General features: G+C 75.0%; 14 protein-coding genes and 1 pseudogene. 7 read left to right on the top strand and 8 right to left on the bottom strand.

Going from position 1 to position 14,232, the window contains the following annotated elements; all coding sequences use genetic code 11:
- The 4 genes from aztB to aztD all read left to right on the top strand — a co-directional run bounded on the left by aztB (position 1) and on the right by aztD (position 4,318).
- Positions 1-894, top strand: coding sequence for a zinc ABC transporter permease AztB (gene aztB, locus HNR10_RS27945; protein WP_179828675.1), 894 nt, complete (start codon positions 1-3; stop codon positions 892-894).
- Entirely contained in the window at positions 891-2,108 is a 1,218-nt protein-coding gene (locus tag HNR10_RS27940; protein WP_179828673.1) for a WD40 repeat domain-containing protein, read from the top strand. The genes aztB and HNR10_RS27940 overlap by 4 nt, the downstream gene beginning before the upstream one ends.
- A 5-nt stretch (positions 2,109-2,113) precedes the next feature.
- On the top strand, positions 2,114-3,046 hold the full coding sequence (gene aztC, locus HNR10_RS27935; RefSeq protein WP_179828671.1) for a zinc ABC transporter substrate-binding protein AztC: 933 nt from the start codon (positions 2,114-2,116) through the stop codon (positions 3,044-3,046).
- Positions 3,047-3,133: 87 nt separating this feature from the next.
- On the top strand, positions 3,134-4,318 hold the full coding sequence (gene aztD, locus HNR10_RS27930) for a zinc metallochaperone AztD (RefSeq protein WP_246406436.1): 1,185 nt from the start codon (positions 3,134-3,136) through the stop codon (positions 4,316-4,318).
- Between the two features lie 97 nt (positions 4,319-4,415).
- On the opposite strand, the gene HNR10_RS27925 is transcribed toward aztD, so the two are convergent.
- Together HNR10_RS27925 and HNR10_RS27920 are read right to left on the bottom strand one after the other, a co-directional pair.
- Entirely contained in the window at positions 4,416-5,132 is a 717-nt protein-coding gene (locus HNR10_RS27925; RefSeq protein WP_179828668.1) for an ABC transporter permease, read from the bottom strand.
- Positions 5,133-5,203: 71 nt separating this feature from the next.
- Positions 5,204-6,088, bottom strand: coding sequence for an ABC transporter ATP-binding protein (locus HNR10_RS27920; protein ID WP_179828666.1), 885 nt, complete (start codon positions 6,086-6,088; stop codon positions 5,204-5,206).
- 82 nt (positions 6,089-6,170) lie between these two features.
- On the opposite strand from HNR10_RS27920, the gene HNR10_RS27915 reads away from it, so the two are divergent.
- The gene (locus tag HNR10_RS27915; RefSeq protein WP_179828664.1) at positions 6,171-6,980 is read left to right on the top strand and encodes an autotransporter-associated beta strand repeat-containing protein; all 810 of its coding nucleotides are present in this window, start codon (positions 6,171-6,173) and stop codon (positions 6,978-6,980) included.
- Between the two features lie 134 nt (positions 6,981-7,114).
- Here the strand turns inward: HNR10_RS27915 and HNR10_RS27910 are convergent, their stop codons facing one another.
- Positions 7,115-8,512, bottom strand: a complete 1,398-nt coding sequence (locus tag HNR10_RS27910) for a hypothetical protein (RefSeq protein WP_179828662.1) — start codon at positions 8,510-8,512, stop codon at positions 7,115-7,117.
- Between the two features lie 173 nt (positions 8,513-8,685).
- Between HNR10_RS27910 and HNR10_RS32065 the strand changes: the two genes are divergently transcribed.
- Entirely contained in the window at positions 8,686-10,053 is a 1,368-nt protein-coding gene (locus HNR10_RS32065) for a molybdopterin-dependent oxidoreductase (protein WP_179828660.1), read from the top strand.
- Positions 10,053-10,568, top strand: a complete 516-nt coding sequence (locus HNR10_RS27900; protein WP_218898081.1) for a hypothetical protein — start codon at positions 10,053-10,055, stop codon at positions 10,566-10,568. Before HNR10_RS32065 ends, HNR10_RS27900 begins: the two co-directional genes overlap by 1 nt.
- Before the next feature lie 281 nt (positions 10,569-10,849).
- Here HNR10_RS27900 and HNR10_RS31475 read toward each other — a convergent pair.
- The 5 genes and pseudogenes from HNR10_RS31475 to HNR10_RS27875 all read right to left on the bottom strand — a co-directional run.
- Positions 10,850-11,278, bottom strand: a pseudogene (locus tag HNR10_RS31475) (methyltransferase domain-containing protein); the annotation flags it as partial.
- On the bottom strand, positions 11,275-11,964 hold the full coding sequence (locus HNR10_RS27890; protein ID WP_312889437.1) for a TIGR04282 family arsenosugar biosynthesis glycosyltransferase: 690 nt from the start codon (positions 11,962-11,964) through the stop codon (positions 11,275-11,277). The pseudogene HNR10_RS31475 and the gene HNR10_RS27890, both read right to left, overlap by 4 nt.
- Positions 11,961-12,743 (bottom strand): glycosyltransferase family 2 protein, encoded by a 783-nt coding sequence (locus HNR10_RS27885; protein WP_179828653.1) that lies wholly within the window; start codon positions 12,741-12,743, stop codon positions 11,961-11,963. The genes HNR10_RS27890 and HNR10_RS27885 overlap by 4 nt, the downstream gene beginning before the upstream one ends.
- A gap of 70 nt (positions 12,744-12,813) precedes the next feature.
- Positions 12,814-13,887: an NAD-dependent epimerase/dehydratase family protein gene (locus HNR10_RS27880; RefSeq protein ID WP_179828651.1), complete on the bottom strand. Its 1,074-nt coding sequence runs from the start codon at positions 13,885-13,887 to the stop codon at positions 12,814-12,816.
- A 10-nt stretch (positions 13,888-13,897) separates the two neighbouring features.
- A complete protein-coding gene (locus HNR10_RS27875; protein ID WP_246406434.1) occupies positions 13,898-14,227 on the bottom strand; it encodes a hypothetical protein in 330 nt (109 codons plus the stop codon).
- Between the last annotated feature and the right edge of the window lie 5 nt (positions 14,228-14,232).

Raw genomic sequence — 14,232 nt, 5'->3', positions numbered from 1 at the left:
ATGGAAGCCTTCTTCGCACCCTTCGGGGTCGTCTTCGTCCAGCGCGCACTGTGGGGCGGGATCCTCGTCTCCGCCGTCTGCGCGCTCGCCGGGACGTGGGTGGTCCTGCGCGGCATGGCGTTCCTCGGGGACGCGATGTCGCACGGCATGCTGCCCGGGGTGGCGCTGGCCTCCCTCTTCGGACAGAACCTCCTCCTGGGCGCCACCCTGGCGGCCGGGACGATGGCCGTCGGGGTCACCGCGCTGGGCCGCTCGCCCCGTCTGTCCCAGGACACGAGCATCGGGCTGCTCTTCGTCGGCATGCTCTCGGTCGGCGTCATCATCGTGTCCCACTCGGCCTCCTTCGCCGTCGACCTCACCGGGTTCCTCTTCGGCGACGTCCTGGCCGTGCGCGAGCGCGACCTGGCCTACCTGGGGGCCGCCCTGGGCGTGGCGCTCGCGGTCGCGGTCGGCGGGCACCGGGCCTTCGTCGCCCTGGCCTTCGACCCGCGCAAGGCGCACACCCTGGGCCTGGCGCCCCGCGCGGCGCACGCCGTGCTGCTCGGCCTGGTCACCCTGGCCGTGGTCGCCTCCTTCCACGTGGTCGGCACGCTGCTGGTGTTCGGCCTGCTCATCGCGCCCCCGGCGGCCGTCGCGCTCTGGGCGCGCGGCATCCCGGTGATCATGCTCGGCGCGGCGCTGCTGGGCAGCACCGCGACCTTCGTCGGCCTGCTCGTGTCCTGGCACTGGGAGACGGCGGCCGGCGCCACCATCGCGGCCGTGGCGGTGGCGATGTTCTTCGTCTCCGTGCTCGCCTCCGCCGCCCGGCCCTCGCCCCGGCGCTCCTCCACGCGAGCCGACCGCCCCGCGCGCCCCTCCGCCGTCTCCCATCCGGAAGGACAGATGACCTCATGACCAGCGAACACCGTCCCGCCGCCGTGCTCGGCGCGACCGGCCTGGGCGCCCTGCTGCTGCTCACGGGCTGTGCGGACGCCGAACCCGCCGAGTCCCCCGGGCAGGCGGGCGCGTCGGAAGGGGAGGAGGTCCCGCACGGCTACGTCGAGGGGGCCGAGGAGACCGCCGAACCGCAGTCACGCCTGGTGGTGGCCGACACCGGCACCGGGGACGTCCGTGTCCTGGACCTCATCACCGAGGAGGTGACCGAGCTGGACCCGGTACCGGACGTCGACGGAATCACGGGCGACGGCAGGTTCGCGTACCTCCGGTCATCGGATCACGGGACGACAGACATCGTGGACAGCGGCGCCTGGACCGTGGACCACGGCGACCACAGCCACTACTACCGCACCGGCATCGGACACGTGGGCGCTCTGGAGGACTTCGCGGCCCGCGGAGCGGTCACGGACCCCGCCCTGACCTCCCTCATCGACGAACACGGCGCGTCCAGGACCCTGGAGCGCCCCGCGCTGGAGGACGGCACGGTCGAGCCCGCGGCCGCGGTCCCGGAGGGCTCGGCGACCGCGCTGCCCTTCGCCGGGAGGCTCGTGGTGGCCGCGGGCGGTTCCGACGGGCGGGTGCGGGTCCACGACCGCGAGGGCGCCGAGGAGGACGTCCTCGACGGCACCTGCACCGATCCCGCCGGCGCGGCGGTCACGCGCCGGGGCCTGGTCGTCGGCTGCGAGGAGGGGACCCTCCACGTGACCGAGGACGACGACGCCCTGCACGCCGAGACCATCCCCTACCCCGACGGCGGCGCCAGGACGGAGTCCTTCCAGCACCGGCCCGGCTCCGCCGTCCTGGCCGCCCTCTCCACCGACGGGCAGGTGTGGGCCCTCGACCTCTCGGAGCCGGCGTGGACCCGGCTGGACGTCCCCGACGCCGTCGCGGTGAACGCGGTCGGCGAGGACACCTTCGTCCTCGTGCTGACCGCCGACGGGACCCTGCGCTCCCTGGACCCGGAGACGGGCGAGCAGGAGGCCGAGGCCGGTCTTCTCGACGAGGTGGGCGCGGACCCCGCGCCCACGATCCAGATCGACACCGGCCGCGCCTACGTCAACGACGCCGAAGCGGGCGTCGTGCACGAGATCGACTACAACGACGACCTGCGTGTCGCGCGGACCCTCGACACCGGGATCGCGCCGCACCTCATGGTCGAGACGGGACGGTGAAGGACATGAGGACACCGGAGCCGCTGCGCCTCTGCGCCGCGGCGGTCGCCCTGGCGGCGACCGCCCTCGGAACGGCCTCCTGCTCGTCAGGGGACGACCGGGGCGGGGGCGTCGTCGTGACGACCAACATCCTGGGCGACATCACCCGCGCCGTCGTGGGCGAGGAGGCCGAGGTCACGGTTCTGATGAAGCCCAACGCCGACCCCCACTCCTTCGGGATCTCGGCCCAGGAGGCCGCGGCCGTCGAGAACGCCGACCTGGTGGTCTACAACGGCCTCGGTCTGGAGGAGGGCGTGCTGCGCAACGTCACGGCGGCCGAGGAGGCCGGTGTGACCGCCCTGGAGGTCGGTGCGGGCGTCGACCCCCTCCCCTATGCCTCCGACGAGCACGAGGGCGAGCCCGACCCGCACTTCTGGACCGATCCGCGACGGGTCGTCCGGGCCGTCGACCTGATCACCGAGAACGTGGTCGAGCGGGTCGAGGGGGTGGACGCCGACGCCGTGCGCGCGAACGCCGAGGCCTACACGGCCGAACTGGAGGAACTCGACGCGTGGATGGCCGAGGAGTTCTCCGCCATCCCCGAGCAGGACCGCAAGCTGGTGACCAACCACCACGTGTTCGGCTACCTCGCCGACCGCTACGGCTTCGAGGTCATCGGCGCCGTGATCCCCAGCGGCACCACCCTGGCCTCCCCGAGCACCGCCGACCTCAAGGACCTGTCCGACACCGTGCGCGAGGCGGGGGTCGGCGCCGTCTTCGCCGACTCCTCCCAGCCCGACCGGCTGGCCACCGTCATGGCGGAGGAGGCGGGTGTCGACATCGAGGTCGTCCCCCTGTTCTCCGAGTCGCTGAGCGAGGAGGGCCAGGGCGCGGCCACCTACCTGGAGATGACCCGCTCCAACACCGAAGCCATCGTCACCGGACTCGGTGACGACTGACCCGGACCCCGGGTTCCCACACCGCGGCGGGCCCGTCCCTCGGCACGCCCGCGGCCCCTTCCATCACACCACTGGAGACGACACCCCATGAACATGGCGAAGCACCTCAAGAGCTGGGCGGCTCCGCCCGTCCTGGTCTCGGCCGGCCTCCTGCTGACCGCCTGCGGCGCAGGGCAGGACCCGGCCGCCTCCGGGGGCGAGGACCCCGCCGCGGAGGCCGTGTCGATCGCCGACCCGGTCGTGACCACCTACGACGGCGGCCTGTACGTGCTGGACGGCGACACGCTGGAGGTCGCCGCGGACATCGAACTGGAGGGCTTCAACCGGATCAACCCGGCCGGCGACGACCGGCACGTGCTCGTCTCCACGGCCGAGGGCTTCCAGGTCCTGGACGCCGCCGGCGGCGAGCTGACCGACACGCTCTTCGCCGCCGAGGCACCCGGGCACGTCGTCCGGCACGGCGGCCGGACCGTGCTGTTCGCCGACGGCAGCGGCGAGGTCACCGCCTTCGACTCCGACGCGCTCGGCGACGGCCTCCCCGAGACCGACGTCCACATGAGCGAGGAGGCCCACCACGGTGTGGCCATCGAACTGACCAACGGCGAACTCGTCACCACCCTCGGCAACGAGGAGGAGCGTGTGGGCGCCATGGCACTGGACGCCGACGGGGAGGAGATCACCCGCAACGAGGAGTGCCCGGGCGTGCACGGTGAGGCCACCGCCCAGGACGAGGTGGTCGTCATCGGCTGTGAGGACGGCGTGCTGATCTACCAGGACGGCGCGTTCACCAAGGTCGACGGTCTCGACGACTACGCGCGAATCGGCAACCAGGCCGGTTCGGAGGAGTCGCCGATCGTGCTGGGCGACTACAAGACCGACCCGGACGCCGAGCTCGAGCGCCCCGAACAGGTCGCCCTCATCGACACGGCCGAGGCCGAGCTCACCGTCGTCGACCTGCCCGGCAGCTACACCTTCCGCTCCCTCGGGCGGGGACCGGACAGCGAGGCCCTGGTCCTGGGCACCGACGGCAGCCTGCACGTCATCGACCCCGAGTCGGGCGAGGTCGTGGAGAGCATCGAGATCATGGACTCCTGGGAGGAGCCGCTGGAGTGGCAGGACCCCCGGCCCGCGCTGTTCGTCCGCGGTGACACCGCCTACGTGAGCGACCCCGCCACCGAGCAGGTCCACGCCGTGGACCTGGCGACGAGCGAGATCACCGCGTCGGTCACCCTGGACGAGGTGCCCAACGAACTCAGCGGCGTCTCGCCCTGACGCGTCGCGGTCCCTGGTCGGGGCCGGACCGGGGCCGTGGGCCGGTGCACGTCGCGCACCGGCCCACGGCCGCGCCGACGGCGCGGGCGGGGGGCCGTCACCGGCGCGGCTCCCAGCGGAAGACGCGGGCGGCCAGTGCGACGGCCACGACGACCCAGGCCAGCGTCGGCACCAGCAGCACCAGGGACTCCCCCAGCGGGACGCCGCCGTTCCAGGCCGCCACCACGAGTTCGGCGGCCGACCCGCCGGGGAGCAGGCGCTTGAGCAGCGTGAGCTCCTCGGTGCCGGTGAACCCCACCCAGCCGGACACCGCGAGGGTGCCGACCAGCAGGGGCAGGGTGGTCACCTGGGCGTGCTCGGGAGAGTTCGTCAGTCCGGCGGTGGCCAGCCCGAGCCCGAGCATCATGGCCGCCGCCGCGAGCACGGCCGCCACCAGGAGCGGCACGTCGGCCGGTCCGGCGGCGACCACGGTCAGCACGGTCAGCACCACGGCGACCTGGAGCAGGGTGATGGCGCTCACCGGGAGCACGAGCCCGGTGAGGATGGCGGGGTCACCGGCGGCGGTGGAGCGCAGCCGTTTGAGGAAGAGGTTCTGCCGCCGGGACGCGAGCGTGGTGACCGTGGTGGTGTAGAGCCCCATCACCACCATGATGAACACCAGGACCGCGGCGACGGCGCCGAGGTCCAGGCCCGGGATGATCCGGTGCAGGTAGATGTAGAAGGCGCTGGAGGCGGCGGGCACCACGAACATGGTGACCAGGACCAGCCGGTTGCGGAAGACCTGGATCAGCTCGCCCTGGGCGATCGTGAGCATGGTGGGAGTCCTTGTCCTGGAAGGTGCGGGGTCTGCGAAGGTGCCGGGTCCGCTCGGTACCGGGTGCGGGTCTACTCGGTGCCGAGGGAACGGAAGACGTCGTCGAGCCGGGTCGGTCCGGCCTGGAGTTCGCGCAGCTCCACGGAGTGGTCGCGGGCCCAGTCGAGCAACACGCGCAGGTCCTCCTGGAGCGCGGAGGTCTCGACGAGCACCGATCCGCCGCCCTCGCGCACGGCCCGCAGCGGCGGCTCCGGGGCGGAGTCCGGGAGGGAGAAGCGGATGGTGGCGGGCAGGGTCCGCGTCAGCTCGGCGACGGTCCCCTCCCGGTGGAGGACGCCCCGGTGCATCAGCCCGATGCGGTCGGCGCGCTGCTGGGCCTCCTCCAGGTAGTGCGTGGTGAGCACGACGGTGGACCCGTCCTCCCGCAGCCTGTCGACGGCCTCCCACAGGCCGTCCCTGGACCGGATGTCCAGTCCGGTGGTGGGCTCGTCCAGGAAGACCAGCTCCGGTGAGCCGTACACGGCCGTGGCGAAGTCCAGTCGCCGCTTCTCGCCGCCGGAGAGCTGGGACACCCTGGTCCCGGCCTGGCGCGCGAGGTCGACGACGCCGAGCACCCGGTCGACGTGGTCCACGCGCTCGGTGAGGCTCCCGATCAGCCGGACCGACTCGCGCACCGTCAGGTCCGGGGCGAATCCGCTCTCCTGGAGCATGATCCCCGTCCTGGGCCGCACGGCGCGGCGCTCACGGGGGTCCCGCCCGAAGACCCGCACGGTGCCGGAGGTGGCGGCGCGGTGGCCCTCGACCGTTTCGAGGGTGGAGGTCTTGCCCGCCCCGTTCGTGCCGAGCAGCGCGTAGAGCTCACCCGGCCGTACCTGGAAGGACAGGTCCCGCACGGCGGTGAAGCCGCCGTAGGCGAGGTGCAGGTGTTCGACGTCGATCACTGGTGTGGAGGTCATGCCCCCATTCCAGCCGGGCGCGCGCCCGTCCGGCAGTGGCGCCGCGTCACCGCCGCGCCATGACGATCGTCCGGGCGGGGGCATGACGCGGCGTCACTACCGGAGCGGTGGGCGGCACGGATCCGGACACCATTCACACGCGGAACAGGGAGCGTTCGTCGTCCCGTCACGCGCCTCTGGGATTCCTGACCGGGGAGAGAACTCCACGGACCGGCTCAGCCCGCACACCAACGCGCTGTACCTGGCCGCGGCGATCCTCTCCGATCCCGACAACGCCGACCACAAGGCCGCGTCCCGGACCCAGGCCGAGTCGTTCTTCCTTCTCGGCGCGGACCGAGGGCACGCTCTGGGACCACGCGCACTCCGGCGAGGACCCCTACGGCGATCGGGAGGCCAACGAACGGATCTTCCGGCCCCGGCTCACGTACATGCTGCCGCGGCGGGGCGCGGAGGCGCCGCTGACCGTGTCGCGGGGCCCGGAGGTCCTGTCGGAGAGACACGCCAGCCGTACCTGGACGCGGAGCAGCGCCGCGCGGTCCTGCGCAGCACCGCGCTGTCGGCGCGCTACGAACCGCTCGACGGGCCGGAGGGCTGGGGGCGGCTCGACCTGTTCCGCGCCGCCGACGGCTACGGGGCCTTCGAGGACGACGTCCGCGTGCACATGGACTCAACCCTCGGCGGGCTCCACGCCGCCGACACCTGGCGCAACGACGTCGACGGCTCCGGCGGGCTCACCAGGACCGGTTCCGGCACGCTGACCCTGACCGGCCGCAACGCACGGAGCGGGCCGACGGCCACGGCCTGCTGGCCGTGCGGGGCACCGTCCGGATCGAGGGCGACGCGACACTGGTGGTCGACGCCGCCGACGCCGTGGACGGGGTCGTGCACGTGATCGACGCGCGCCGGCTGCGGGGACGTTCGCCTCGATCGAGGTGACCGGCGGCGACCACACGGCCGTGCCCGACTACGGCCGTCGCGGGCTCACCGTCGAGCTGCGGTAGGGCGTGCCCCGCGGGACCGCCCCGCTCACCATCCCGTGGCGAGCAGGTGGTTGACGAGCAGGGCGGTCCCCGCCTGGAGCGCGAGCCACACGCGGTGGTCCCGGCGGGGCAGCAGCGACGCCGCCGGGACCGACCACAGGACGAAGGGCAGCCAGATGCGCTCGGTCTCGGCCTTGCTCATCCCCGACAGGTCGGCGACCGCGATCGCGCAGAGCGCCGCGACGACGAGCACGGCCACGGGACCGCCGCCGTCCGGGTCGTCGGCCGGGCGCACCCGTGAGCGCAGCGCCCGGGGGAGCCCGGCCAGGCACCTCCGCACGCCCGCGACGGAGGCGGCCCCCGCCACGATGACCGCCGTGGCGAGGTTCGCCCAGACCCAGTAGCCGTAGGGGCGGATCGCCGCCACGCCCTGGTAGTAGCGCTCCACCACCAGGCGGTACCCCTCCCACCACCAGAAACCCGCCGCAGTGAACGCCGCGGCGACCGCGAGCGCCCCCGCCAGGGCATAGGGCAGCGGGCGCGCGGTCCGCGCGCACACCAGCACGGCGACCGCCGGGATCGCGACCAGGACCAGCCCGTAGGACAGGTACACCGTCCATCCGAGCAACAGCCCGGCGGCGAGCGCCGTCGTCCGGGGCGCGCGGGCACCCGGCGACGCCGCCACCGCGAGCAGGGCCAGACCCCACGCCGCGACCCCCGCGAAGTAGCCGTCCGCCGAGGCGCCGACCCAGACCGCACCGGGGAACAGGACCAGGAAAGGAGCCGCCGAGCGGGCCGCGCCCTCGGCTCCGAGCGCGCGCAGCGCGACGAGGACGGCGGCCGCGGCCGACGCGCCCGCCACCACGCACCACGCGCCCGCCCAGGCACCGCCGCCGAGGCCCAGGCGGTCGAGCGCGACGAAGGTCAGGACCGCTCCGGGCGGATGCCCGGCCACGTGGGTCGGCCAGTTGTCGGGCTGCCCGACGAGGATGTGCCCGGTGAACCCGCGCAGCGCGGCGGCCGCGTCCGCGAACCGGTCGACCGACGCGAGGTACTCGTAGGGCGACTCCAGCGGCGTCGCGAACCCCCGCCACCCGTCGACGAGGGCGAGGGCGAACGTCCACAGGGTGGACGCCGCCCAGGTGAGCGCCACCAGCGGGCGCCAGGGCAGGGCCCGCGCCACGGGAGGCCCGGCGGCGGCCACCGCCGCCGCCAGGACGAGGGCGGCCACGGTGCCGGGTCCGGTGTGCGGGGACCAGGAGGCGTACAGCGGGGGCCAGTCCACGCGCAGGCTGCCGTCCGCGCGCTCGACGGCGCGTCCGACCACCACGGCGAGCAGGACGAGGGCCGCGGCGCCCAGCGCCGTGAGCACGTCGAGTCGGCGCCCGGCGCGCCCGTCGCCGACCGCTTCGCGAGGGTGGTGCCGAAGGCCGCGCGGCGTCACGCCGCCACCCTAGACTCGGCCGCCCCGCGCGGCCACGACCGCCCCGCGGCGTGTCGCCGGGGGCGTGGAGGGCCTGGTCGGAGCGCGTTTCACTGCCCGGGCGCACGGACCACCCGGCCTAGGATCGCGAGTGCGGCCCGGCCCGCCGCGACGAGGAACCGAGGAGGCCGCGCGTGGACGAGGGCACCGAGGACACGGAGGGCTCCGGTACGTCGGGCGACCGTCCGGAAGGCGCCGGTGCCGCGGACACCGGCGGTCCGCCGCCGAGCCGGTGGCGGGCTCTGCTGAGGGACGGGCCCGCCTTCGGACCCACGCGCCCCGGCTTCTGGCGCAGTCCGGTGCGCGGCCGCTCGACCACATCGGTGCTGGGCGCGGTCCTGCTGGTCGGGCTGACGGTCGTGACCGTCACCGGCCTGCTGTCCTACGCCGCCTACAACCCCGATCTGACCCCGGTCAACGACAAGACCCCGGACAAGGGGCTGCTCGGCTTCTACCTCTTCGCCTGGCCGACCGACCCGCACTGGCTCTACCGATTGACCCAGGGCCTGCACGTGACCCTGGGCATCGTGCTGGTGCCGGTCCTGCTGGCCAAGCTCTGGTCGGTCGCGCCCCTGTTCTTCGGTTGGCCGCCCGTCCGCTCCGCGGCACACGCCCTGGAACGGCTGTCCCTGGTCCTGCTCGTCGACGGGGCGCTGTTCGTCTTCGCGACCGGGGTGCTCAACGTCCAGCTCGAGTACGTCTTCCCCGGTTCGTTCTACGTCCTGCACTTCTACGGTTCCTGGGTGTTCCTCGCCGGTCTGGCCGTCCACCTCGGCACCAAGGTGCCCGTCATGGTCCGCGCGCTGCGGGCGGGTCCGGCGGACGCACCGGCGCCCGAGCCGGGACGGTCCGCCGGCCCCGGGCTCACCGCGCCCGACCCCGCGCCCGCGACTATCACGCGCGGCGGAGTCCTGGGACTGGTGGGGCTGGGGTCGCTGACGCTGTTCGCGGTGACGGTGGGACAGAGCATCGGGGGTCCGCTGCGGGCGACCGCCCTGCTGGCTCCGCGCGGCAGGTCGGCGGGCGAGGGGCCGAACGGCTTCCAGGTGAACACGACCGCGTCCCGGGCCGGGATCGACGCGGACGCGACCGGGAAGGACTGGCGGCTGACCGTGCGCGGAGGCGGCCGCGAGGCGGTCCTCACCCGGCAGGAGCTGCTCGCGCTCCCCCAGCACCGGGCGGCCCTGCCGATCGCCTGCGTGGAGGGGTGGTCGACCCGGGACCAGGAGTGGTCGGGCGTGCGCCTGGCCGACCTGGCCGCACTGGTCGGTGCCGCGGCTCCGGTGTGGGTGCTCGTGGAGTCGGTCCAGAGCACGGGGAGCTTCACCCGTGCCGGACTGCGCGCCAACCAGGTCGCGGATCCGCGTTCCCTGCTGGCCCTGCGCGTCAACGGCGCGGACCTCTCCCTGGACCACGGGTATCCGGCCCGCGTCATCGTCCCGGCCGCGCCGGGCGTGCACAACACGAAGTGGGTCGGGCGGCTCACCTTCGAGGAGGCGTGATGGGCGCCCTGCGGCGCTGGTACGGGGCCTCGGTGTTCCACCTCCTGCTCATGGCCGGGTCGTTCGCCCTGGCCGGGTACGCCGGGGTGCGGCTCCTGGGCGGCGACCCCGTCGGCGTCGCGGTGTGGTTCCTCGGCGGCGCCCTCCTGCACGACCTGGTGCTCGTGCCCGGCTACACGCTCGTCGACCGCGGTTGGCGGGCCGTGGCAGGGCGCCTGGCCGGGCGTCCGTCCGGTGCCGGACACGGCGGGCACGGGCACGGCGGACGCGGCGACCGGGCGCGGATCCGTCTCATCAACCACGTGCGCGTGCCCGCCGTGCTCTCCGCACTGCTGTTCGCGGTCTACTTCCCCCTCGTCCTGGGCCCCTCGGACGCCTACCTGTCCAAGAGCGGACTGCCCGGACACCCGTTCGCCGGGCGCTGGCTGCTGGTCTGCGCGCTGCTCTTCGCCGTCTCGTCGGTGGTCGGAGCCGTCCGGCACGCGGGCGGCGCGGCGGCCGACCGCTCGCGCTGAGAGGGCCGCGCGACCGCGGCACCGGCCGGGTCGTCCACGGGGGCGGAGCGCAGCGCCGCGAACACGCGTCCGCCGGCCTCCCACACGTCCGCGCGGTCCCACTCCGCCCGCTCCGCCAGGCGCAGCAGCGCGGGGATCCCGAGCCTGGCCCACGGGAACGGGGCGCCGACACGTCCCCGGCCGTCGCAGATCCGCACGGTCATCCGCTCGCAGACGTCACCGGGGACCGTCTCGACGATGAGCAGTCCACCGGCCCGGACCAGGGTCCGCACCCGGGTGAGCAGCCGTCCGGGAGCTCCGCCGATGCCGATGTTGCCGTCCACGAGCAGGGCGGTGTCCCAGCCGCCCTCCCCGGGCAGCGGATCGAACGCCGACCGGCACAGGGCCCTGCCGCCCGCGGCGCCGGCGCGGGCCACGGCCATCGGGTTCGGGTCGACGCCCAGGGCCGGCCGCCCGCGCCCGGCCAGCGCCGCGACGAGGCGTCCGGGGCCGCAGCCCACGTCGAGGACGCTGCCCTCGCAGCGGTCCAGGAGGGCGGCGTCGACCGGGTCGACCGCACCGCACCAGCGCTCGACGTCCAGTGGCAGCACCGACCCGTCGGAGCGCCGCAGGTACAGCGGACCGGTCCCCCTGGCCAGGGCGTCGGTGTACGGATCGCAGCGCCACGGCGTGACGTCGGCCGGGGCGAGGCCGGCCTCGGCCGCGCTCATCGCGCCGCCCCGCTCGCCCGGTCCCCGACCGCCCGCGCGAAGCGGCTGCCGGGGGCCTGGCCCGCGACGCGGTCGACGTCGGCCGCCGTGTCCACGTCCGCCAGGACCGGCAGGTCGCCGACCCGCAGGCCCGCGTCGGTCAGGCGCCGGCGCTGAATCCGGCCGGTCCGGTCCGTCGACATCGGCACGCCCAGCAGCAGGGCGGGGTCGGGGCGGGCGAGACCGAGGGCCCAGAAGCCCCCGTCCTCGCTCGGCCCGAACCAGGCGTCGGCGCGCCGCCAGGCGTCGGGAGCCAAAGCGGGGGCCAGAATGTGCGCCGTGACCTGCGGTGTGTCCATGCCCAGCAGCAGGGCGGGGCCCGAGCACCCGGCGAACGCGGCGGCCAGGCGCTCGTCCAGCCCGCCGCCCGTCTGGGGGACGACGTCGAACCCGCCGTCCGGCAGCCACGGCCCCGGGCGTCCCTCCAGGACCAGCACCCTCCGGCGCGCGGGCAGCGTGAGCACCGTGGCCAGGGTGTCCGCGAGCGCGGCGGCGGCCAGGCGCGCGGCTTCCTCCGCGGTGTACTCGGGCATCAGCCGGGTCTTGACCCGGCCGGGCACGGGTTCCTTGGCGATCACCAGCAGCGTCGTGTCCCCCGAGGGACCGGCGCCCGGCCCGGAGCGGGCGCCCCGCCCGGGGCCGCTCACCGCTCTCCCCCGTCGGGGCGCGCCGGTGTGTGCGCGGGCCCGCGCAGGACCGCCGACATGTCCCGTACCGCCGTCCACGTCCCCCGCCATGTGCCGGTCACCTTGGAGGCGCCGGTCCTGGGGAGGTAGGGCACGTCCACCTCGTCGACGCGCCATCCCGCGTCCGCGGCGCGCACGACCATCTCCAGGGGGTAGCCGGAGCGCCGGTCGGCCAGGCCCAGGGCGAGCAGGTCCGTCCGCCGCGCGGCGCGCATGGGTCCGATGTCGCGGATCCGCAGGCCGGTACGTCTGCGGAGCATGCGCGCGACCGCCGCGTTGCCCAGGCGGGCGTGCACGGGCCAGGCGCCGCCGCGGGTGGGGCGCCGGCGGCCCACGACCAGGTCCGCCCGGCCCCCGCGTACCGCGTCCACCATGGGCGGGAGCAGGGCGGGATCCAGGGAGGCGTCGCAGTCGCAGAAGCAGACGACCTCGGCGGTCGCGGCGAGGAGCCCCGCGTGGCAGGCCGAGCCGAACCCGCGCCGCCGTTCGGAGACCACCAGGGCGCCCAGGGCCGCGGCGACGCGCGCCGAATCGTCGGTGGACCCGTTGTCGACCACGATCGGCCGCCACCCGGCGGGCACGCGCTCGATGACCCAGGGCAGGGCCGCCGCCTCGTCCAGGCACGGCAGGACCACGTCCACCGGGGGCGGCCGCTCCCCTCGTGCCGAGGATTCGGACTCGCACGAGACCCTGTCACTCTCCGTAGCGGAGACTTCGCTCTCACGTCGCTCATCGATCACGATGATCACGCTACGAAGCGACACGGCTCCCGTGCGGGAGGAACACCCCGCGACACGCGGTCACCCGGAGTCACCGAGCCGGCGCCTCGGCACCGGCGCGGGCCCGCGGCTCCGCCCGCGCGAACTCCCGGACCCCCTCGTCGAAGCCGACGCGCGGACGCCACCCGAACTCCTCGGTCAGGCGCGCGGAGGAGGCGGTGATGTGCCGGACGTCGCCCAGCCGGTACTCGCCGGTGACGACCGGATCGGGTCCCCCGTGCGCCTCCGCCAGGGTCCACGCCAGGTCACCGACCGTGTGCGGTGTCCCGCTGCCGACGTTGAACGCGCTCAGGACGCCCTCCGGCCGTTCGGGAAGGGCGGCGAGCACCGCCGCGTTGGCGTCGGCCACGTCGCGCACGTGCACGAAGTCGCGCCGCTGCCGGCCGTCCTCGAACACGCGCGGGGCCCGGCCCCGGGCCAGGGCCGAGCGGAAGAAGGACGCCACCCCCGCGTAGGGGGTGTCGCGCGGCATGCCGGGGCCGTAGACGTTGTGGTAGCGCAGCGACACCGCGCGTCCTCCGGTGGCGCGCGCCCACGCCGCGCACAGGTGCTCCTGCGCCAGCTTGGTGGCGGCGTAGACGTTGCGCGGGTCGGTAGGGGCGTCCTCGCCGACCAGGCCGGGTTCCGGCCGGGCCCCGCAGCGGGGGCACAGGGGATCGAAGCGGCCGGCGTCCAGGTCGGCCTCCGCGCGCGGCCCCGGCCGGACGGGTCCGTGCTCGGCGCAGGTATAGGCGCCCTCGCCGTAGACCACCATGGATCCGGCCAGCACGATGTCGCGCACACCCCGGCGGGCCATCGCGGCCAGCAGCACCGCGGTGCCCAGGTCGTTGCAGCCGACGTAGTCGGGCGCGTCGTCGAAATCCGACCCCAGCCCCACCATCGCCGCCTGGTGGCACACGGCGTCCACGCCCCGCAGCGCCCGTTCCACGGACGCGCCGTCGCGGACGTCGCACACCACGTCGACGCCGGCCTCCCCCGGCGGCCGGTCCGCGTGCGCCTGCGGCAGCAGGGCGTCGAGCGTCACCACCGTGTGCCCGGCACCGCGCAGGGCCCGCGCCGCGTGCGAACCGATGAACCCCGCCCCACCTGTGACCAGTACGCGCATACGGCCCACGCTAGCCGGGGAGGGCGTCGACCACCCGCCGCCACCCCGGGAGGCCGGAGGAGGTGGCGCCGCGCAGGAGCGTGACGTGCGGGATCTCGTCCAGGAGGACGAGACTGCGGTCCCAGGCGGGGTGGCCCGCGAGCGCGTCACCGGCCTTGGGCACCAGGAACGTGGGGACGCCGCGCCCGATCATCTCGCAGACGGGCGCGACGGCGAACGTGTCCGCCAGGCCCAGCGCCGTCTTGTTCGTGCTGGCGAACGACCACGGGCAGGGCCAGGACCGCGTCCGGGGGGGGAGCAGGGAGGTGCCGGTGCCGGGACGGCGGAAGTCCACGCGCACCGGCT

It is taken from the genome of Nocardiopsis aegyptia, assembly GCF_013410755.1.
GTDB lineage: Bacteria > Actinomycetota > Actinomycetes > Streptosporangiales > Streptosporangiaceae > Nocardiopsis > Nocardiopsis aegyptia.
The sequence above is the reverse complement of the archived record's forward strand: the minus strand, read 5'-3'. Positions and strand labels throughout refer to the sequence as shown.